Here is a 19,199-nt window from a genome sequence, read left to right as displayed (position 1 = left end):
ATTCCGTCATGCAGGTCACGCGCGATTTCTCTCACTACGTCCGCGATGCGGGCGAGGGCCGCCGTCACATCGATCTCGCCGTCGAGGGCGTCCACTGCGCCGGCTGCATGGCCAAGATCGAGCGTGGGCTCTCGGCCATCCCGGACGTCACGCTGGCCCGCGTCAACCTCACCGACCGCCGCGTTGCGCTGGAATGGAAGGCGGGTACGCTCGACCCCGGCCGCTTCATCGATCGGCTCGAGGAGCTCGGCTACAAGGCCTATCCGTTCGAGACCGAGAGTGCGGAAGTGGCCGAGGTCGCCGAATCCCGCTTCCTGCTGCGCTGCCTCGGGGTCGCCGCGTTCGCCACCATGAACGTGATGATGCTGTCGATCCCAGTGTGGTCCGGCAACGTCTCGGACATGCTGCCGGAGCAGCGCGATTTCTTCCACTGGCTGTCGGCGCTGATCGCGCTGCCGGCGGCGGCCTATGCCGGCCAGCCGTTCTTTCGCTCGGCCTGGCGCGCTCTGTCGGCCAAGACCACCAACATGGACGTGCCGATTTCGATCGGCGTGATCCTGGCGCTCGGCATGTCCGTGGTCGAGACCATCCACCACGCCGAGCATGCCTATTTCGACGCCGCGATCATGCTGCTGACCTTCCTCCTGGTCGGCCGCTTCCTCGATCAGAACATGCGGCGGCGGACCCGCGCGGTCGCCGGCAATCTCGCCGCGCTGAAGGCGGAGACGGCAGCGAAGTTCATCGGGCCCGACGAGATCTCGCAGGTGCCGGTTGCGGCGATCAACCCGGGCGACATCGTGCTGCTCCGGCCCGGCGAGCGCTGCGCGGTCGACGGCACCGTGATCGAAGGGCGTTCCGAGATCGACCAGAGCCTGATCACCGGCGAGACGCTCTATGTCACGGCCGAGCAGGGCACGCCGGTCTATGCGGGATCGATGAACATCTCCGGCAGCTTGCGGGTGCGGGTCTCGGCTGCCTCCGAGGCGACGCTGCTCGCCGAGATCACGCGGCTGCTCGACAACGCGCTCCAGGCGCGCTCGCGCTACATGCGCCTTGCCGACCGGGCCTCGCGGCTCTATGCGCCGGTGGTGCATGCGACCGCGCTCCTGACCATTCTCGGATGGGTCCTCGCCGGTGCGAGCTGGCACGATGCGATCGTGACCGGCGTCGCCGTGCTGATCATCACCTGTCCCTGCGCCCTAGGGCTTGCGATCCCGACGGTGCAGACGGTGGCCTCGGGCGCGATGTTCAAGGCCGGTGTTCTGCTCAATGCGGGCGATGCGATCGAGCGGCTGGCTGAAGCCGACCATGTGATCTTTGACAAGACCGGCACGCTGACGCTGCCCGAGCTCGAAGTGATGAATGCCGCCGACATTCCCACCGATGTCTTCGAACTCGCCGGCCGGCTCGCACTGTCGAGCCATCACCCGGTGGCTGCCGCCGTCGCGCAAGCTGCCGGTGCGAAGTCTCCGATCCTCAGTGCAGTGGAGGAGGCCGGGCAGGGTGTCCGTGCGACCGTCGACGGCCTCGAGCTTCGCCTCGGCCGTCCCTCCTTCTGCGGTGCCGAGGCGCTGGTCGCCAGCGCCTTGGTCGATCCCGAAGCTTCCATCGTCGCGTTCAGCAAGGGCAGCGAAAAATTCATCCTCTCGGTTCGCCAGGGCCTGCGACCCGATGCCAAGGCGGTGATCGCGGCTCTGAAGGCGCGCAACATCGGCATCGAGATCCTGTCCGGCGATCGCGAGCCGGCCGTGAAGGCCGCGGCTCAATCGCTCGACATCCCCGAGTGGCGCGCCGGCGTCACCCCGGCCGACAAGATCGCGCGGATCGAGGAGCTGAAACGGCGCGGTGCGAAAGTGCTGATGGTCGGCGACGGCATGAACGATGCGCCATCGCTCGCGGCGGCCCATGTCTCGATGTCGCCGATCTCGGCCGCGCATCTCAGCCAGGCCACCGCCGATCTCGTCTTCCTCGGCCGGCCGCTGGCTCCCGTCGTCGCCGCCATCGACGCCTCGCGCAAGGCGCTGCATTTGATGCGGCAGAACCTCTGGCTTGCGATCGGCTACAATGTGCTCGCGGTGCCGGTTGCGATCAGCGGCGTCGTGACGCCCCTGATCGCCGCTGCCGCCATGAGCGGATCGTCGATCCTGGTGATGCTGAACTCGCTGCGCGCCCGCAGCGCCTCGCGGGAGATCGTGTAATGGAGATACTGGTCATCCTGGTCCCGCTAGCATTGATGCTCGGAGGTGCCGGTCTCGTCGCTTTCCTGTGGTCGCTCAGGAGCGGCCAGTACGACGATCTCGACGGCGCCGCCTGGCGCGCGATCGCCGACGACGAGCCGCCGCAGGAAGCGCCGGCCAAGCGCTAGCGTTTCAGGGCGAATGTAAGCAGGGCTGCGGCAGCGAGCGCCGCGCCCACGCCGAATACGCACGCCTGCCATCCGAAAGCGTCGAACAGGCGCCCGAGCACGGCCGTACCGACCAGTCCGCCGCAGAAGTAACACGTAAGATAGGTCCCGCTGGCGATGCCGCGATTATCGGCTGCGGCCTGTCCGACGAAACCCGTCGCGGCGGCCTGTGCGAAGAATGTGCCGACCCCGACCAGGACCATGCCGGCGAGCACTTCGCCCAGACGCGGCGACAGCATCAAGGGCAGGCCGAGCCCGGCAACAGCGAGCGCGCCCCAGATCGTGGGCCGCGTTCCCAGCCGGGCCGCCACCCTGCCGGCCAGAAGCGTCGTGACGATCGACGGCAGGAAGACGAAATAGACGAGGCCGAGATCCATCATGCCGAGCGACAGCGGCGGCCGCACCAGCACGAAATTGACGTAGGTGAAGGTACCGATGAAGGCGAACAGGATGCAGAAGCCGATGCCGAAAGAGGCGCGCAGCTGCGGATTGCGCCAATGCGCGATGGTGGCGGCGAGCGGCGCAGCCGCCGGCATCATCGCATGCATCGGCCGCACGCGGTTGACGGTGAAATAGACCAGCGCTGCGCCGGTAAGATTGAGCGCCGCGAAGAAGTAGAAGTTCCAGGCGAGGCCGAGGCCATCGGCCAATGCGGCCGAGATCAGCCGGCCGACGAGGTTGCTGGCGACGTTGCCGGTGATGTAGGCGGCAAAGGCGCCGCCGGCGTCCATGGCGCTGCATTGCTCGCCGAGATAGGCGAGGGTGAGCGCGAAGGCGGACGCCATGCACAGGCCCTGCGCGACCCGCAACGCGGTGAAGACGGCAAGATTGGGCGCGACAGCAAGCAGGCTGGTGGGAACCGCAAGCAGGACCAGGCTGAGCAGGATGCCCGTTCGCCGGTCGATACGCGGGCTGAAGAAGCCGACGACGAGGCTGGCTGCGGCCATGCCGAAGGTGCTGGCATTGACGGCAAAGCCCATTGCCGCGGGTGTGACGCCGTAGTGCCGTGTCAGCGAGGGCAGGATCGCCTGCGTCGCGAAGAGATCGACGACCGTCAGGAATGCGGTGAGGCCGATCACGAGCGAGCGAAACGCGAAGCCAGGGGAATGCGCATTCATCGTCGTCGCGGTCGGTTTGATCGATGCGGAAAGATCGGTCATGTCGTTGCGCTCCCTCATGCCCCGGCATGCCCCGAGCGCGCGCCTCGTCCTTTGAGACGACCGCGGAGCCTGTCATCGGGCCGCGCTCTGCGCCGACCCGGTGGCGTCTCCTCAGGATGAGGCTAAGCGACATCGTGGCCGCCGAGGCTGCTGCCGCACACTCCGTCCTCATCCTGAGGAGCCCGCCTGAAGCGGGCGTCTCGAAGGATGGCCGCACGGAATTACATATGGCGGTCGTTGGGATCCTTGCGGACGTCGCCGACATAGAGAATGACGGTCTCCTTGCCGAGGTTCTTCCACCAGTGCGAGGTGCCGTGGACTTCGGGGCGGATGTCGCCGGCCTTGTGCACGATCGGGTCGACGCAGTTGGAGGCGTATTCGACGATCTCGCCCTGCTGCACGAAGATCAGGGCCGGACGGTCGTCATGGCTGTGCCAGGGCACGATGCCGCCGGGCTCGATGGTCAGCTTGCGGAAGCGCAGCTCGCGGCCCTCAATACGGGCGGGCTGCTTGCCGAGATCGATCGCGCCGAGCGTCACGTCGGTAACGCCGACAGGCTTGTAGTCGACCATCGGCTGCGCATTCGGCTTGGTCTTGCCGGCCGGACATTCGCCGGCGAAAACCGGCGTCGCAAATGTCAGCGCGCCGAGAACGGCAACGCCTGTCCAAACCACGCGCGACATTGTGAGATGGCTAGACATGGAAAGTCTCCTCTGTTGGCCGCGAGCCCTGATGGCCGCGGGCTATGGCAGGAGCTTCGTCGAGACCTTTTCCATGTTGAAATGCCGGCTTGCTTTCGATGCGATAGCCCCGCGCTATGCCGATAGGCGGCAGCTATCGAACCGATTGGGCATCGGCATTTCCGCTTTCGCAACATCCGGCGTCCGATGCCAGCACGCCCGATTGCGGTCGCCCCTTGCGGGCGGGCGAACCGGGAAACTAATATTCGCCCGCAAGGAAGCCGGAGCAGGAAGATGACGTCTCTCTCGCCAGCCGATGCCGAACAGCTCAGGCTCGCGTTCCAGCGCTGCCGCGACATGGACAGCACGCTGAACGAACAGCTCCGCGCCTATGCAGATGCCAGCCGCGAGGTCTTTCCGGCCTATGGCGAGGCGGTCGATCGCCTGGTCGCGCGATTGAGCGACAACGGCGGCGGCGAGACCGCGCCGCGGCCGGGCGACCCGATGCCGCCGTTCATGCTGCCCGACGAGGGTGGCCGTCTCGTGTCGCTGCCCTCGCTGCTGGAGGGAGGCCCCGTCGCGGTGATGTTCTTCCGCGGCCATTGGTGTCCCTATTGCCGGCTCAATGTCCGCGCCGTGGTCCAGGCGCTGGACCGCATCAAGGCGATGGGGGCGCAGGTTGTCGCGATCGTGCCGGAGACGCAGGAATATACCGGGCAGCTCAAGGCCGAATCCGGCGCGCCGTTTCCGATCCTGACGGATCTCGACAACGGCTATGCGCTGTCGCTCGACCTCGCGATCTGGTTAGGTGCCGAGATCCAGCAATTGCTGTCCTATCAGGACATGGCGAAATTCCACGGCAATGACGGCTGGATGCTGCCGATCCCGGCCGTGTTCCTGGTCGGACGCGACGGCATCGTGAAAGCCCGCTTTGTCGATCCGGATTTCCGCAAGCGCATGGAGATCGAGGATCTGGTCGAAGCGCTGGAGCGCGCGAGCCAGGAGAATTGAGCTACGCTTTCTTCCTTCTCCCCTTGTGGGAGAAGGTGGCGCGAAGCGCAGGATGAGGGGTTGCCTCCGCAATCACAAAAGAGGATTGGAGTCGCGGAGAGATACCCCTCACCCGTCTCGCCGCTATGCGGCGAGCCACCCTCTCCCACAGGGGGAGAGGAGAAGGGCGGTCGACACTGTAAAGACTACCCCGCGATCTCGCGCCAGTCGGCGCCGCGCAGCATGCGCATCACGGCGTTGCCCACGGCGGTGCGTTGCCGGCCGGCGACCCCATAGAGATTGACGGTGCGGCGGGCGTCCAGCCCCGTGACCGCGGCGCGGGTCAGCCGCTCCGGCACGGGCGAGGTGTGCGGCACCATGGCGACGCCCATCTCGGCCTCGACCAGCTCGATCAAGTCGCGCTCGTTCGAGACCTCATGACCCTGTTCGATGTCGATGCCGTGCTCGCGCAGGCTCGCGGAGATGCGGCGCGCGTGCTCGCAGAAAGTTCGGCTCAGCAGCAGCTCCGATCGCAGATCGTCCAGTTCGACCGAGCTGCGGCCGGCCAGCCGGTGCCCATCGCCGACGACGAGCTCGAAGCTCTCGGTGAACAGCGGCCAGACATCCAGCCGGTCCCAGGCCTCGTCGATCTCGGCCGCAATGCCGAGCTCGGCTTCGCCCTTCTTCAGGAAGTCGCCGACCTCCCGGCCCGAGCCGCGCAGAAAGCGGAATTCGAGCCGGTTGAACTGCCGCTTGATCTCGTTGAGATGCGGAATCAGCAAAGCGAGGTCGATCGAATGCGTCAGCGCAATGCGGAGCGCACCGATCTCTCCGCTCCTGAACGAGGAGGCGAGCGAGCGCGCGCCGATGGCCGCGTCATAGCACTGCTTCAGGAGTGGATGCATGCGCTGGCCGAGCTCAGTCAATTGCGCGGCGGGGCGTTCGCGGCGGAACAGGTCGCCGCCCAGCTCGGCCTCGAGCTGCTTGATCGCTCGCGTCAGCGAGGGCTGCGTGACGTTGCATTCCTCGGCCGCGCGCGTGAAGTTCAAGAGCTGCGCCACCGCGAGGAAATAGCGGACCTGGTGCATTTCCATGGATCGGCTCCCAGCAAAAATCGACCGGAAATCTAGCCGATCAGGGCGAAAAATGACATCCCGCCTGCGATAGCGCGGACGTATCGACTCGGAAGCCAACCGGCATTTCCGCAAATCCCGGAGATCCCGCACATTTCGCTCCAGCCTGGCGCGGTGTCGCGCTGAGAAGAGGTCTGGATCATGAATATTCCCATCAAGACGCAGACGTCCGCTTCATCACGCGTGCTTGCCGGCAAGGTGGCGCTTGTCACCGGGTCGACCAGCGGCATCGGTCTCGGTATCGCGCGGGCCCTCGCCGCCTCGGGCGCCGACATCGTGCTCAATGGCCTTGGTGTCGCCAGCGAGATCGGCCGGACGCGCGAGCAGATCGCCGCCGAGTTCGGCGTCAAGGCCAGCTATTCGCCGGCGGACATGACGAGGCCGAAATCGATCGCCGAGATGATCGCGGCGACGGTGGCCCAATCCGGCCGGCTGGACATCCTGGTCAACAACGCCGGCATCCAGCATGTCGCGCCGCTCGACCAGTTTCCGGTCGAGAAGTGGGACCAGATCCTCGCAATCAACCTGTCCTCGGCCTTCCACACCACGCGGTTGGCCTTGCCGGCAATGCGGCAGCACGGTTTCGGCCGGATCATCAACATTGCCTCCACGCACGGCCTGGTCGGTTCGCCGTTCAAGGCAGCCTATGTCACCGCCAAGCATGGCATCGTCGGCCTCACCAAGGTGACGGCGCTGGAGACGGCGGAGCAGGGCATCACCTGCAACGCAATCTGCCCTGGTTATGTCCATACGCCGCTGGTCGAGGCGCAGATCGACGGCCAGGCCAAGGCCCATGGCATCTCCCGCGATCAGGTGATCCGCGACGTGCTGCTGGCGCAACAGCCGAACAAGCGCTTTGTTGCGGTCGAGGAGCTCGGCGCACTCGCGGTGTTCCTGTCGACGGACGCGGCGGCCTCGATCACCGGCGTTGCGCTGCCGGTCGAAGGCGGTTGGACCGCGCATTGACATGGGCCGGCGCAGCAAGTCGAATACTCGAACAGTGCAAGCTCACCAGGAGCGAGATATGGGCACGCAGGACAATTCTCAGCATAAGCAGCACGACCTGCCGGGTCAGGTCGTGCTCGTGCTTCAGGGCGGCGGCGCGCTCGGCTCGTACCAGGCCGGGGTCTACCAGGCCTTGCACGAAGCCGGCATCGAGCCGGACTGGATCATCGGCACCTCGATCGGCGCCATCAATGCAAGCCTCATCGCCGGCAACGCGCCCGAGCACCGGCTCGCGCGCTTGCGGGAGTTCTGGAAGCGGATGGAGCAGAAGCCGGTCTGGGACTGGCGAGCCGCGTTTCCCGGCTTCAACGAGAAGCTGGCCTATTGGTCGACCGTGACCCACGGCATTGCCGGTTTCTTCCGGCCCAATCCGCTGGCCCATGCCGGCGATTCCTATCCGCTGGGCGCCGATTACGCCGGCTATTATTCGACCGCGCCGCTGGAGAAGACGCTGAGCGAGCTCGTCGATTTTGATCTCGCCAACCGCTGCGCGCCGCGTCTGACGGTCGGTGCGGCTCATGTCGGCACCAGCGAAATGCGCTATTTCGACAGCCGCGACGGCGAGCTGACGGTGAAGCATGTGATGGCTTCGGGCGCGCTGCCGCCGGCTTTCCCCGCCGTGCGCATCGACGGCGAGCTCTATTGGGACGGCGGCATCCTGTCGAACACGCCGACCGAAGCCGTGTTCGACGACAATCCACGCAGGAACTCGCTGATCTTCTCCGTGCATCTGTGGAATCCGGTCGGGCCGGAGCCGACCACGATGGCGGAGGTGCTGAACCGGCACAAGGACGTGCAATATTCCAGCCGCATCGCCAGCCAGATCGTGCGACAGCAGCAGGCCCATCGTCTGCGCCACGTCATTAACCAGCTCGCGGCGCGGCTGCCCGAGAGCGACCGCAACGATCCCGCGGTGAGGGAGCTGACGAGCTACGGCTGTCCAACCCGCATGCATGTGGTGCGGCTGCTGGCGCCTCAGCTCGAGCACGAGACCCATACCAAGGATATCGACTTCAGTCCGTCCGGGATCACGCGGCGCTGGCACGCCGGCTATGCGCACACGAAATCGGTGCTGGCGCGAAAGCCCTGGATCGGCGAATTCGATCCGCTCGCCGGCGTCGTGCTGCACGAGCATATGGACGAGATGCCGATGGCTGCGGAATGAGGGTCCTGTTCGTCATTGCTTTGCACGACGACGATTTCGCAGGCGCGCGGTCCGGAGTATGGTCGCCGTATCTTCGTCGCGAGGCTTGCAATTGGTCGCTGAGAAAGATCTGGAGGAGTCGCTCGATACGCTGCGTGCCAACGCGGCGGGACCGGTCGCGGGCGTATTCGGTCCGGCCTCACTGACCTGGCAGATCGACCGGGAGGCCGTGCTCTTTCTCGGCGCCGGCCGTGCGCTGCTGCTGCAACTGGCCCATCCCTGGGTGGCGGCGGCGATCGCCGAGCATTCGCGCACCCTTGCCGATCCGATCGGCCGCTTCCATCGCACCTTCGACATCGTCTTTACGATGGTGTTCGGCTCGCTGGACCGGGCGCTGCTGTCGTCCCGGCAGCTACATCGGCGTCACAGCATGATCGTCGGCGAGATGCCCGAGACCGTGGGGCCGTTCGCAGCCGGCTCGCGCTACTGCGCCAACGACATCCCCGCGCTGCGCTGGGTCCATGCCACGCTGGTCGAGACCGCGCTTATGGTACATGATCTGGTGCTGCCGCCACTCTCGGCGGAGGAGCGCGATCGCTATTGGAGCGAGGCCAGGCTGTACGGCGCCCTCTTCGGATTGAAGGGGGATGATTTGCCGGCGGACTGGTCCGGCTTCGTCGCCTACACCAAGGCAATGGCGCAGTCGGAGACGCTGACCGTTGGCCCTGCGGCGCGCGAGATCGCCGCGCAGATATTCAGCGGCGCGCGCCCGTGGCTGCGGCCGCCGCGCTGGTATTGCGCGCTCACCGCGAGCATGCTGCCCGAGCGCTTGCGCGCGGGCTTCGGCTTCGAGCTCGACGCGCGTGCGATCCGATCCGCCGATCACGCGCTGCGGTGGATCCGGCGCGTCTATCCGAAATTGCCTGGCCGGCTGCGCTATGTCGGTCCCTACCAGGAAGCGCAGGCGCGGCTGCGGGGCGAAGCGCAGCCTGACTGGATGACACGGTGTCTTAATCGCGCCTGGATCGGCCGTTCGCAGATGGATGTGCGCGGGAAATAGGGACTCGAGGCAAGCTCGTTGCAGCTTGTCATTCCGGGGCGCGCGGAGCGCGAACCCGGAATCCATTTCTCCGAGCGTTCCGGCCGCACGATGGATTCCGGGCTCGCGCCAAACGGCGCGCCCCGGAATGACAGCGGTGCCTCACACCGACGCCAGCTTGCGGTACAGCGCGCTGTAGCTGCCGGCCGAGATGCTCCAGGAGAACGAGCGCCCCATGGCGCTGCGGCGCATCGTGTCGAGCTGGTCGTGGGCCATGAAGGCCGAGAAGGCGCGCCGCACGCCGCCGAGGAACGACTCGCGCGACGGCCTCGAGAACAGGAAGCCGGTCTCGCCGTCGCTGATGGTCTCGGCGAGGCCGCCGGTCTGGTGGCCGATCGGCAGCGAGCCGAAGCGCTGGGCGTACATCTGGCTGAGCCCGCACGGCTCGAACCGCGACGGCATCAAGGTGAAGTCGCTGCCGGCAAAGATGCGCCGCGCCTGGGCGTCGTTGAAGCCGATCGCAACTCCGATGGCGTCGGGGCGGCGGCGGTGCGCGTCGATCAAGGCCTGCTCGAGCGCCGGCTCGCCGGAGCCGGTGACCACGATCTGCCCGCCGGCATCGACGATCTCGTCCGCCGCCGACAGCACGAGGTCGATCCCCTTCTGGTGCACGAGCCGCGCGACGATGCCGAACATCGGCCCGCGCGAGACCGCCAGCCCGAACTGCTTGCGGACGTAATCCGCGTTGGCCTTCTTGCCGACCCAGTCGCCGGCGCCGAATTGCTGGGCGAGCTGGGCGCAGGAGCGCGGGTCCCAGCTCTCGTCGATGCCGTTGAGGATGCCGGTGAGCTCGGCGGCGTCCGAGCGCAGGCGGAGCAGGCCCTCGAGGCCACAGCCGAACTCGGCCGTGGTGATCTCCCGCGCATAGGTGCCGCTGACCGTGGTGAGGTGCGAGGCGTAGACGAGGCCCGCCTTGAGGAAGGAGACCTGATCGTAGAACTCGACGCCGTCGATGTGGAAGGAGCTCTCCGGTGCGCCGATCCGCCGCAACGAGTCCTTCGGGAAGAGGCCCTGATAGGCGAGGTTATGGATGGTCAGGATGGACGGCAGCTTGGCGCCCTGCCAGGCGAGATAGGCCGGCACCAGCGAGGCCTGCCAGTCGTTGGCATGGATCAGGTCTGCTGCCCAATTCTTGTCCAGCTTGCCCATGGCGAGCTCAGCCGCGGCCGAGGCCAAGCGCGCGAAGCGGATGTCGTTGTCGGGCCAATCGCGCCCGAGCTCGTCGCCATAGGGGTTGCCCGGTCGGTCGTAGAGCTGCGAGCACAACAGCACATAGACCGGCAGGCCGTCCTTGGTCGCGGCACGGCCGAGCGAGCAGGCCGGCATCTCCGCGAATGCGGGACAGCGGCCAACGACCTGAATATGCGTGAGTTGCTCGATGATGTCGCGATAGCCGGGCAGCATGATCCGGATATCGGCGAAGGAGCGAAGTGCGCGGGGGAGGGCGGCGGAAACGGCGCCCAATCCGCCGACGCGAACGAAGTCGTCCATCTCTGTGGTGACGAACAAGACCCTCAAGAACAACCGCCCTCTTTCGACCCCGCTTGCTGCTATGCAAGAACGGGTCCAGTTGTGCTGGAAATCCAAAGCCCGCCCACGCGGCACGTCTGTTCGGTAAACACTTTCCTACTCAGCCGCCGCCCTCTAGGGTCGCCGCATCAACAACAAAGATCTTCGATGGTTCCACGAGTTCAAGGGCGCAGGCAGGCATGCAGCTAGCAGATAAGCATGAGGGGAAGACGACAAAGGCCTTCGCGGGCCTGCGGGTGCTGGATTTTTCGACCACCATCGCCGGGCCCCATTGCACACGGATGCTCGCCGACATGGGTGCCGAGGTCATCAAAATCGAGACCGACGGCGGGGAGACGATGCGGACCCGGCCTCCCCTCCGCAACGGCTGCAGCACCGCGTTCGGCCAGCTCAATGTCGGCAAGAAGAGCGTGGTCCTCGACCTCAAATCCGAGGACGGCAAGGAGGCGGTGCGTCGGCTGGCCGCGACGTCGGACATTCTGGTCGAGAATTTCCGTCCCGGCGTGATGCGCCGCCTTCGGCTCGACTACGACAGCCTGCGTCAGGTCAACCCGAGGCTGATCTACTGCTCGATCTCGGGCTATGGCCAGACCGGCCCTTCGGCCGAGCTGCCGGCCTACGCCCCGGTGATCCACGCGGCTTCGGGCTATGACATGGCCCATCTCGCCTACCAGCCGGGCCGCAACCGTCCCGACTATTGCGGTATCTACCACGCCGACGTCGTCACCGGGACCTATGGTTTTGGCGCGATCGCGTCGGCGCTCTATCAACGCAGCGTGACGGGCGCCGGCCAGCACATCGACGTCTCCATGCTGGAAACCATGCTGTCGCTGACGCTGACCGAGCTGCAGAGCTCGCAATTCGCGGTGCCGCCGCCGCCACGCCCGATGTTCGGACCGACCGAGACGGCAAGCGGCTACGTCATGATCACGATCGCCAGCGAGAAGACGTTCCAGGCCCTGATGGGGGTGATCGGCCGCCCGGACTGGGTCTCCGATCCGCGTTTCGCCACCTATGCCGCGCGGCGCGCGAACTGGGCCGAGCTGATGGACGGCGTCGAAATCTGGTCGCGGCAGCTTTCGACCGATGCGTGCTTGCGCGTGCTTGGCGCTGCCGGCGTGCCGGCCTCGGCCTATCGCAGCGTGTCCGAGGCCTTGGCCGATCCGCAGCTTGCGCACCGCCAGGCACTCTCCGAGGTGCGGGACGAGGGCGGCTCGTTCCAGGTGCTCAACCTGCCGTTTCGGATGTCGGGGGCTGACACGGCGCCGGCCAAGACCGTGTCCGTGCTCGGGGAGCACACCGACGCGTTGCGCCAGGAGATCGGCCTTGCGGACGGTACGGCAATTCCGCCAGGCAAAACGGCCGCGACATCCTGAGTCTCATCGCCGCCACATGCGGCGTTCGAACTCTCGTTCGTTCCTCTTGCCGAGGCGGGCATTTGTCGCCAAGCTCGCCTCCGAGTCATTCACGATCCGAAACATCGGACGAGGGATCCCGGGAGGAACCATGACGAACGCGGCGGCCTTGGCACGCAGGCGCGTGCCTATTTTCCTCGTTGCGGCATTTGCACTGGCAACGCCAGCGCAGGCGCAGAAATCAGGCGGCAGCATCACGGTCGGACAGGAGCTGGAGATCGCAGGCTTCGATCCGCTCAAGGTCGGCGTCTACGACACCTCGACCTTCACCGCTGCCGCCGCGATCTTCGACACGCTAACGACGCTGAACGACAAGGGCGAGGCCGCGCCGAAGCTCGCGGTGTCCTGGAGCCATTCCGAGGACTACAAGACCTGGACCTTCAAGCTCCGCGAAGGCGTCAAATTCCACGACGGCACGCCGTTCAATGCGCAGGCCTTCAAGGAGAATTTCGACCGGCAGAAGGACCCCGCCAACAAGTGCCGCTGCGCCTTCTACATCACCAACGTCAAGGAGGTGCTGGCGCCGGACGAATACACAATCGTCTATAATCTCACCGATCCTTCCGTGAACCTGCCGGCGACGATCACCATCCAGAGCCAGAACAACGTCATCCATTCGCCGACCGCCTGGAAGACCAAGGGCGACGATTACAACCGCAATCCCGTCGGCACCGGCCCGTACATCCTGAAATCATGGACCGCCGGCGACCGCATGGTGCTGGAGAAGAACCCGAACTACTGGGACAAGGGTCGCCCGTATCTCGACCGCATCGTCCTGAAGCCGCTGCCCGACGCGCAGTCGCGCTTTGCCTCGCTGCAATCGGGCGAGGCCGACATCATCTGGGATGACGAGAACGACGCCGACAACATCATGAGGGCGCAGAAGGACCCCAAGCTCACCGTGCACACCTACAAGGGCTCGGGCGCGCAGGTCTACGCCTTCAACACCAAGGTGGCGCCGTTCGATGACGTGAGGGTGCGGCAGGCCCTGGTGATGGCGATCGACCGTCCCAAGATGTCGCAAGCGATCAGCAACGGCCTGAGCCGGCCCGCGAGCAATCCTTACGGCGACGGCTCCTGGGTCAAGTGCAAGGACGACGGGGCGCTGCCGTTCGACGTTGAGAAGGCCAAGGCGCTGATCAAGGAGTACGGCAAGCCGGTCGAGTTCAAGATGCTGGTGACGGCGACGCCGCGCGGCCGCATGATCGGCCAGGTGCTGCAGCAATTCTGGAAGCGCGTCGGCGCCAACATGGAGATCGAGCAGGTCGACCAGGCCACGATTCCGACGCGCGCCTTCACCCGGCAGTTCCAGCTGACGCCGTGGCGCATCGTCGATCTCGCCGATCCCGATCCGCAGATGTACGCGAATTTCCGCAGCGGCAGCCCGCTGGCGCTCGCCGGATACGCGAACCCCGAGCTCGACAAGCTTCTGGACCATGCGCGCGTCACCGCCGACATCGGCCAGCGCACCGAGGATTACTGCGCCATCAGCCGCCTCATCAACAAGGAGGCGATCTGGTTCTGGACCTTCCAGAATACCTATTACGCGCTGTCCAGCGCCAAGCTGAAGGGCTTTCCGAAGATCTACAACGGCGTGATCGACGTCTCGACCACCTGGCTGGAATGACCGCGCGATGCTGAACTTCGTCGCGCGGCGGCTGCTTGCCATGCTGCCGGTCCTGCTCGCCGTCTCGTTGCTGACGTTCCTGATCGCCTCGCTGCTGCCGGGCGATCTCGCGCTCGTCATCCTGGGCGATCAGGCAACGCCGGAGAACGTCGCGGCGCTGCGCCGCGACATGGGACTCGACCAGCCGCTGTGGTGGCGTTACCTGAGCTGGCTCGGCCACGTGGTGCAGGGCGATCTCGGCCGCTCGTTTCGCACCGGGCAGACGGTGCTGCAGGCGGTGGCCGAGCGCATCCCGGTCTCGCTGCAGCTGATGCTGATGGCCGAGTTCATCGGGCTCCTGATCGGTGTTCCCGTTGCGATCGCCTGTGCCGCGCGCGCCGGCGGTGCGTTCGACCGCTTCATGACCGGCAGCGCTTTCGCGATGCTGTCGATGCCGTCGTTCCTGACTGCGATCCTGCTGATCTATCTGTTCGCGGTCGAGCTGCGCTGGCTGCCGGCGACCGGCTATGTGCCGTTCACCGAGGCGCCGCTGGCCAATTTGCGCTTCTTCGTGCTGCCGGCGCTGACGCTGGCGCTGGCGGAATGGCCGGGCATCATGCGGGTGCTGCGCTCCGACATGATCGCGACGTTGCAGGAGGACTATATCGCGCTGGCGAAAGCAAAGGGTCTCAAGCCATCGCGCATCCTGTTGGTGCATGCGCTGAAGCCTTCTTCGCTGACCCTGGTGACGGTGACGGGCATCAATATCGGTCGCCTGCTCGGCGGCACGCTGATCGTGGAAACGATCTTCGCGCTGCCCGGCATCGGCCGGCTGCTGGTCGGGGCGATCTACACCCGGGACCTCGTCATTCTCCAGGGCGTGGTGCTGCTGGTCGCCTGCGGCTTCGTCATCGTCAACTTCATCGTCGACATGCTCTATGCCGTGCTCGACCCCAGGATCCGCCATGGCCACGCTTGAGCTGTCGATCCAGGACGAGGAGGTAGCTGCGCCGGTCGGCCGCAAGCCCAAGGTCGGCCTGTTGTTCTGGATCGCAAGCGCCTGGGTTGCGATCATCCTTTCGCTAGCGATCCTGGCGCCGGTGCTGCCGCTGCAGAACCCGACCGATATGGACATGCTGGAACGGCGCGCCGCCTTCTCCGGGGAACATTGGCTCGGCACCGACGGGCTCGGCCGCGACGAGCTCGCCCGGCTGATCTTTGGCGCGCGGGTGTCGCTAACGGTCGGGCTGATCGCGCCCATGATCGGCCTCGTCATCGGCGGCGCGCTCGGCCTGCTGGCCGGCTATTTCCGCGGCCGGTTCGAGACGCTGGTGGTCGGCAGCATGGATGTGCTGCTCGCGTTTCCGCCGCTGATCTTCGCGCTCGCGGTGGTCGCCTATCTCGGGCAGTCGGTCCCCAACCTCACTGTCGTCCTCGGCGTGCTCGGCATTCCCGCCTTCATGCGCGTGGCGCGCGCGGCGACGCTGACGCTGGCGCGACGAGAATTCGTGATCGCGGCCGAGGCGTTAGGGGCGAGCCATGCGCGCATCCTGCTGCGCGAGCTGCTGCCGAACGTCATCCTGCCGCTGCTCGCCTTCTTCCTGCTCGGCGTCGCCGTCACCATCGTGGTCGAGGGCGCGCTGTCCTTTCTCGGCCTCGGCGTGCCGCCGCCGATGCCGAGCTGGGGCAGCATGATCGGGGAGGGACGTGACAGTCTGGACGTCGCGCCGCGCCTCGCCTTTCTGCCGGCGGCAGCACTGTTTGCGACGGTGCTGGCGTTCAACCTCGTCGGCGACACCTTGCGGGCTCTCACTGACCCACGTCAGGGGGCACTGTGACCGCGCCGCTCCTGGCCATCGAGGATGTCGCGGTCGAGCTGCCGACCCCGCGCGGAAACCTGCGCGCGGTCGATCACGTCGACCTTTCGCTGCAGGCCGGCCGCACGCTCGGGATCGTTGGTGAATCCGGCTGCGGCAAGACCATGCTCTCGCGCGCCGTGCTGCAACTGCTGCCGAAGAAGGCGAAGCTGACGGGCCGGGTGATGTTCGACGGCGAGGATCTGGTGCGGCTCGAGGCTGAAAGCCTGCGGCGGCTGCGCGGGCGCGACCTCGCGGTCGTATTCCAGGACCCCATGACCTCGCTCAACCCTGTGCTCACCATCGGCACGCAGCTGATGGAGACGATCCAGGAGCACCTCGAGCTTGACGCTCCCGCCGCGAAGGCCCGCAGCATCGAGCTGCTCGCCGCCGTCGGCATTCCCGCCCCGGAGCAGCGGCTCGCGCAATATCCGCATCAATGCTCCGGCGGCATGCGCCAGCGCATCGCGATCGCGATCGCACTGTCCTGCGAGCCGAAGCTTCTGATCGCGGACGAGCCGACCACCGCGCTCGACGTCACCATCCAGGCGCAGATCCTCGATCTGCTCGCGCGCGAGCAGCGCCGCCGCCACATGGCGATGATCATCATCACCCACGATCTCGGCGTCGTCGCCGGCCGCGCCGACGAGGTCGCGGTAATGTATGCCGGCCGGGTGGTGGAGCGCGCGCCGACGCAAGCCTTGTTCAAGCGCATGCACATGCCCTACACCGAGGCGCTGCTGGCGGCGATCCCGAAGCTCGAGACCGCGCCGCATACGCCGCTGCCGGCGATCTCGGGCCGTCCACCCGATCCGACGCGCCCGCTGAAGGGCTGCTCCTTCGCGCCGCGCTGCAATTATGCCGGCGGGCGCTGTCATGAAGCCAAACCGGTCCTGACCAGCGCCGAAATGCCTGATCATCTCTATGCGTGCTTCCATCCGATCCGGATGACGGAGGGGGTCGAGGCATGATGCAGCTTGCCGCGCGCCCCGCGCCGCTTCTCAACGTCGACAATCTCGTGGTCGAATACGGCCTCGGCAACAAGATTGTTCATGCCGTTTCCGGTGTCAGCCTCCAGGTCGCGCGCGGCGAGACGCTTGGGCTGGTCGGCGAATCCGGCTGCGGCAAGTCGACGCTCGGCCGCGCGGTGCTGCAACTGCGCCGCGCCAAGTCCGGCCGCGTGATGTTCGACGGCGAGGACCTCACCGCGATGGAGGGCGAGGCGCTGCGCCGGATGCGCCGCCGCGTGCAGCTGATCTTCCAGGATCCGATTGCTTCGCTCAATCCGCGCCGGCGCATCGGCGACATCGTCGCCGAGCCGCTGATCATCGCCGGGATCAAGGATGCCGCCGAGCGCAAACGGCGCGTTCACGAGGTGCTCTCCGCGGTCGGGCTCGACCCCGATCTCGTGGCGACCCGCCTGCCGCACGAATTCTCCGGCGGCCAGTGCCAGCGCATCTGTATCGCGCGCTCGCTGGTGCTCAACCCGGAGTTCATCGTCTGCGACGAGCCGGTGTCGGCCCTCGACGTCTCCATTCGCGCGCAGATCCTCAACCTGCTGGAGGAGATGAAGGCGCGCTTCGGTCTGACGCTGCTGTTCATCGCGCACGACCTCGCGGTGGTCAAAGCGGTCAGCGACCGCGTCGCAGTGATGTATCTCGGCCGGCTCTGCGAGGTCGCCCCCTCCGAGCAATTGTTCGCGCGGCCTGCGCATCCCTACACCGCGCTGCTGTTGCAGGCGATCCCGGTGCCGGATCCGGACGTGCGACCCGCCGAAAGTGTGGCGGCCGGCGAGCCGCCATCGCCGATTGCGCCGCCGTCCGGCTGCCGCTTCCGCACCCGCTGCCCGCGCGCGGATCAGCGTTGCAGCGCGGAGATACCGGAGTTGCGCCAGGTCGCACCCGGCCAGTTCGCGGCTTGCCATCATCCGCTGGCCTGAACTAAGACCGGTTTGTCTGGTCGCGCCGACCATGGCATGGTGGCGCGACAACAAGAAGCATGCGGGAGGACGCCGATGAAGAGTTTCAAGGTTGCCGATTTCAAGGCGCCGCTGCAGGAGGTCGACGAGGCGACGCCGCAGCCCTCGGGCACGCAGGTGCTGATCAAGGTGAAGGCCGCCGGCGTCTGCCACAGCGACCTCCACATCTGGGAAGGCGGCTACGATCTCGGCCATGGCCGCAAGCCGCTCTCGTTGAAGGACCGCGGCATCAACCTGCCGCTGACCATGGGCCACGAGACGGTCGGCGAAGTCCTCGCCTTCGGCCCCGACGTGAAGCCGACCGACCAGGGCGACCTGAAGGTCGGCGATGTCGGGCTGGTCTATCCCTGGATCGGCTGCGGCAAATGTGCCACGTGCCTCGCCGGTGACGAGAACATGTGCCTGACGCCGCGCTCGCTCGGGGTCTATTGCGACGGCGGCTATTCCGATCACATGCTGGTGCCGCATCCGCGCTACCTGCTCAATCTGAAGGGCCTCGATCCTGCAACGACCGCGCCCTATGCCTGCTCGGGCGTCACCACCTACAGCGCGCTGAAGAAGGTCGAGCAGCATTTCGACACGCCGATCGTGATGTTCGGCGCCGGCGGCCTCGGGCTGATGGCGCTGTCGCTGCTCAAGGCGATGGGCGGCAAGGGCGCGATCATGGTCGATATCGACGCGAGGAAGCGCGAGGCGGCGGAGAAGGCCGGTGCGCTTGCGACCGTCGATCCCAAGGCCCCTGACGCGCTGGAGCAGCTTGCCAAGAAGGCGGGCGGCCCTATCCGCGCCGTGATCGACCTCGTCGGCAACGCTGCTACGACGCAGCTCGGCTTCGACTGCCTGACCAAGGGCGGTAAGCTCGTCCTTGTCGGCCTGTTCGGCGGCGGCGCGACCTGGGCGTTGCCGCTGATTCCGATCAAGGCGGTGACGATCCAGGGCAGCTATGTCGGAAACTTGCGCGAGACGCAGGAGCTGCTCGACCTCGTGCGGTCCAAGAAGGTGCCGCCGATCCCGGTGACGCAACAACCGCTCGCCAAGGCCAACGACGCGCTGCTGCAATTGCAGCAGGGCGCGGTGGTCGGGCGTACGGTGCTGACGCCGTAACGAATGCTCTCTCCCTCGTCATTGCGAGGAGCGAAGCGACGAAGCAATCCAGAATGTCTCCGTGGATGCAGTTCTGGATTGCTTCGCTTCGCTCG

17 protein-coding genes are annotated in these 19,199 nt (G+C 66.4%); 13 read left to right on the top strand and 4 right to left on the bottom strand.

The genetic code is table 11. The features are described from left to right. Window positions 1–8 precede the first annotated feature (8 nt). Window positions 9–2,198, top strand: coding sequence for a cation-translocating P-type ATPase (locus I6F20_RS19560; RefSeq protein ID WP_225127457.1), 2,190 nt, complete (start codon window positions 9–11; stop codon window positions 2,196–2,198). Beyond that, the gene (gene ccoS / locus I6F20_RS19555; RefSeq protein WP_008550618.1) at window positions 2,198–2,365 is read left to right on the top strand and encodes a cbb3-type cytochrome oxidase assembly protein CcoS; all 168 of its coding nucleotides are present in this window, start codon (window positions 2,198–2,200) and stop codon (window positions 2,363–2,365) included. The genes I6F20_RS19560 and ccoS overlap by 1 nt, the downstream gene beginning before the upstream one ends. On the opposite strand, the gene I6F20_RS19550 is transcribed toward ccoS, so the two are convergent. After that, the gene (locus I6F20_RS19550; RefSeq protein ID WP_225127453.1) at window positions 2,362–3,564 is read right to left on the bottom strand and encodes an MFS transporter; all 1,203 of its coding nucleotides are present in this window, start codon (window positions 3,562–3,564) and stop codon (window positions 2,362–2,364) included. The two genes, ccoS and I6F20_RS19550, sit on opposite strands and share 4 nt — an antisense overlap. Window positions 3,565–3,785: 221 nt before the next feature. After that, the gene (locus I6F20_RS19545; RefSeq protein WP_225112673.1) at window positions 3,786–4,265 is read right to left on the bottom strand and encodes a cupin domain-containing protein; all 480 of its coding nucleotides are present in this window, start codon (window positions 4,263–4,265) and stop codon (window positions 3,786–3,788) included. 273 nt (window positions 4,266–4,538) lie between these two features. Here I6F20_RS19545 and I6F20_RS19540 point away from each other — a divergent pair, with 273 nt between their 5' ends. After that, window positions 4,539–5,255, top strand: a complete 717-nt coding sequence (locus I6F20_RS19540) for a peroxiredoxin-like family protein (protein ID WP_225127451.1) — start codon at window positions 4,539–4,541, stop codon at window positions 5,253–5,255. A 185-nt stretch (window positions 5,256–5,440) separates the two neighbouring features. Here the strand turns inward: I6F20_RS19540 and I6F20_RS19535 are convergent, their stop codons facing one another. Beyond that, window positions 5,441–6,328 carry a LysR family transcriptional regulator gene (locus I6F20_RS19535; RefSeq protein WP_225127450.1) on the bottom strand — a complete coding sequence of 296 codons (888 nt, stop codon included), beginning with the start codon at window positions 6,326–6,328 and terminating at the stop codon, window positions 5,441–5,443. 180 nt (window positions 6,329–6,508) lie between these two features. Between I6F20_RS19535 and I6F20_RS19530 the strand changes: the two genes are divergently transcribed. From I6F20_RS19530 to I6F20_RS19520, 3 genes are all read left to right on the top strand, one after another. Next, on the top strand, window positions 6,509–7,333 hold the full coding sequence (locus tag I6F20_RS19530) for a 3-hydroxybutyrate dehydrogenase (RefSeq protein WP_225127448.1): 825 nt from the start codon (window positions 6,509–6,511) through the stop codon (window positions 7,331–7,333). A 58-nt stretch (window positions 7,334–7,391) separates the two neighbouring features. Beyond that, window positions 7,392–8,537, top strand: coding sequence for a DUF3734 domain-containing protein (locus I6F20_RS19525; protein ID WP_225127446.1), 1,146 nt, complete (start codon window positions 7,392–7,394; stop codon window positions 8,535–8,537). A 91-nt stretch (window positions 8,538–8,628) separates the two neighbouring features. Beyond that, window positions 8,629–9,576, top strand: coding sequence for an oxygenase MpaB family protein (locus tag I6F20_RS19520; protein WP_225127444.1), 948 nt, complete (start codon window positions 8,629–8,631; stop codon window positions 9,574–9,576). 141 nt (window positions 9,577–9,717) lie between these two features. Here the strand turns inward: I6F20_RS19520 and glgA are convergent, their stop codons facing one another. Continuing rightward, window positions 9,718–11,133 carry a glycogen synthase GlgA gene (gene glgA, locus I6F20_RS19515; RefSeq protein ID WP_057026988.1) on the bottom strand — a complete coding sequence of 472 codons (1,416 nt, stop codon included), beginning with the start codon at window positions 11,131–11,133 and terminating at the stop codon, window positions 9,718–9,720. A gap of 191 nt (window positions 11,134–11,324) precedes the next feature. Between glgA and I6F20_RS19510 the strand changes: the two genes are divergently transcribed. The 7 genes from I6F20_RS19510 to I6F20_RS19480 all read left to right on the top strand — a co-directional run bounded on the left by I6F20_RS19510 (window position 11,325) and on the right by I6F20_RS19480 (window position 19,104). Next, window positions 11,325–12,521 carry a CaiB/BaiF CoA transferase family protein gene (locus I6F20_RS19510; RefSeq protein WP_225127442.1) on the top strand — a complete coding sequence of 399 codons (1,197 nt, stop codon included), beginning with the start codon at window positions 11,325–11,327 and terminating at the stop codon, window positions 12,519–12,521. A 130-nt stretch (window positions 12,522–12,651) separates the two neighbouring features. Beyond that, the gene (locus I6F20_RS19505) at window positions 12,652–14,187 is read left to right on the top strand and encodes an ABC transporter substrate-binding protein (RefSeq protein WP_225127440.1); all 1,536 of its coding nucleotides are present in this window, start codon (window positions 12,652–12,654) and stop codon (window positions 14,185–14,187) included. 7 nt (window positions 14,188–14,194) lie between these two features. Then, window positions 14,195–15,145, top strand: coding sequence for an ABC transporter permease (locus I6F20_RS19500; RefSeq protein WP_036025925.1), 951 nt, complete (start codon window positions 14,195–14,197; stop codon window positions 15,143–15,145). Further along, window positions 15,132–16,004 carry an ABC transporter permease gene (locus tag I6F20_RS19495; protein WP_225127438.1) on the top strand — a complete coding sequence of 291 codons (873 nt, stop codon included), beginning with the start codon at window positions 15,132–15,134 and terminating at the stop codon, window positions 16,002–16,004. The genes I6F20_RS19500 and I6F20_RS19495 overlap by 14 nt, the downstream gene beginning before the upstream one ends. Then, complete coding sequence (locus I6F20_RS19490; protein ID WP_225127436.1) at window positions 16,001–16,993, top strand: ABC transporter ATP-binding protein; 993 nt, start codon at window positions 16,001–16,003, stop codon at window positions 16,991–16,993. The genes I6F20_RS19495 and I6F20_RS19490 overlap by 4 nt, the downstream gene beginning before the upstream one ends. Further along, window positions 16,990–17,961 carry an ABC transporter ATP-binding protein gene (locus I6F20_RS19485; protein WP_074447511.1) on the top strand — a complete coding sequence of 324 codons (972 nt, stop codon included), beginning with the start codon at window positions 16,990–16,992 and terminating at the stop codon, window positions 17,959–17,961. Before I6F20_RS19490 ends, I6F20_RS19485 begins: the two co-directional genes overlap by 4 nt. Window positions 17,962–18,036: 75 nt before the next feature. Then, window positions 18,037–19,104: an alcohol dehydrogenase gene (locus I6F20_RS19480; protein WP_225127433.1), complete on the top strand. Its 1,068-nt coding sequence runs from the start codon at window positions 18,037–18,039 to the stop codon at window positions 19,102–19,104. Window positions 19,105–19,199: the final 95 nt, after the last annotated feature.

Source organism: Bradyrhizobium sp. IC3123, from assembly GCF_020193625.1.
Taxonomy (GTDB): domain Bacteria; phylum Pseudomonadota; class Alphaproteobacteria; order Rhizobiales; family Xanthobacteraceae; genus Bradyrhizobium; species Bradyrhizobium yuanmingense.
The sequence above is the reverse complement of the archived record's forward strand: the minus strand, read 5'-3'. Positions and strand labels throughout refer to the sequence as shown.

Bases quoted from the DNA above. Each gene is read 5' to 3' on its own strand.
- I6F20_RS19560 (WP_225127457.1), top strand. From the start codon at position 9: ATGCAGGTCACGCGCGATTTCTCTCACTACGTCCGCGATGCGGGCGAG.
- ccoS (WP_008550618.1), top strand. From the start codon at position 2,198: ATGGAGATACTGGTCATCCTGGTCCCGCTAGCATTGATGCTCGGAGGT.
- I6F20_RS19550 (WP_225127453.1), bottom strand. From the start codon at position 3,564: ATGACCGATCTTTCCGCATCGATCAAACCGACCGCGACGACGATGAAT.
- I6F20_RS19545 (WP_225112673.1), bottom strand. From the start codon at position 4,265: ATGTCTAGCCATCTCACAATGTCGCGCGTGGTTTGGACAGGCGTTGCC.
- I6F20_RS19540 (WP_225127451.1), top strand. From the start codon at position 4,539: ATGACGTCTCTCTCGCCAGCCGATGCCGAACAGCTCAGGCTCGCGTTC.
- I6F20_RS19535 (WP_225127450.1), bottom strand. From the start codon at position 6,328: ATGGAAATGCACCAGGTCCGCTATTTCCTCGCGGTGGCGCAGCTCTTG.
- I6F20_RS19530 (WP_225127448.1), top strand. From the start codon at position 6,509: ATGAATATTCCCATCAAGACGCAGACGTCCGCTTCATCACGCGTGCTT.
- I6F20_RS19525 (WP_225127446.1), top strand. From the start codon at position 7,392: ATGGGCACGCAGGACAATTCTCAGCATAAGCAGCACGACCTGCCGGGT.
- I6F20_RS19510 (WP_225127442.1), top strand. From the start codon at position 11,325: ATGCAGCTAGCAGATAAGCATGAGGGGAAGACGACAAAGGCCTTCGCG.
- I6F20_RS19505 (WP_225127440.1), top strand. From the start codon at position 12,652: ATGACGAACGCGGCGGCCTTGGCACGCAGGCGCGTGCCTATTTTCCTC.
- I6F20_RS19500 (WP_036025925.1), top strand. From the start codon at position 14,195: ATGCTGAACTTCGTCGCGCGGCGGCTGCTTGCCATGCTGCCGGTCCTG.
- I6F20_RS19495 (WP_225127438.1), top strand. From the start codon at position 15,132: ATGGCCACGCTTGAGCTGTCGATCCAGGACGAGGAGGTAGCTGCGCCG.
- I6F20_RS19485 (WP_074447511.1), top strand. From the start codon at position 16,990: ATGATGCAGCTTGCCGCGCGCCCCGCGCCGCTTCTCAACGTCGACAAT.
- I6F20_RS19480 (WP_225127433.1), top strand. From the start codon at position 18,037: ATGAAGAGTTTCAAGGTTGCCGATTTCAAGGCGCCGCTGCAGGAGGTC.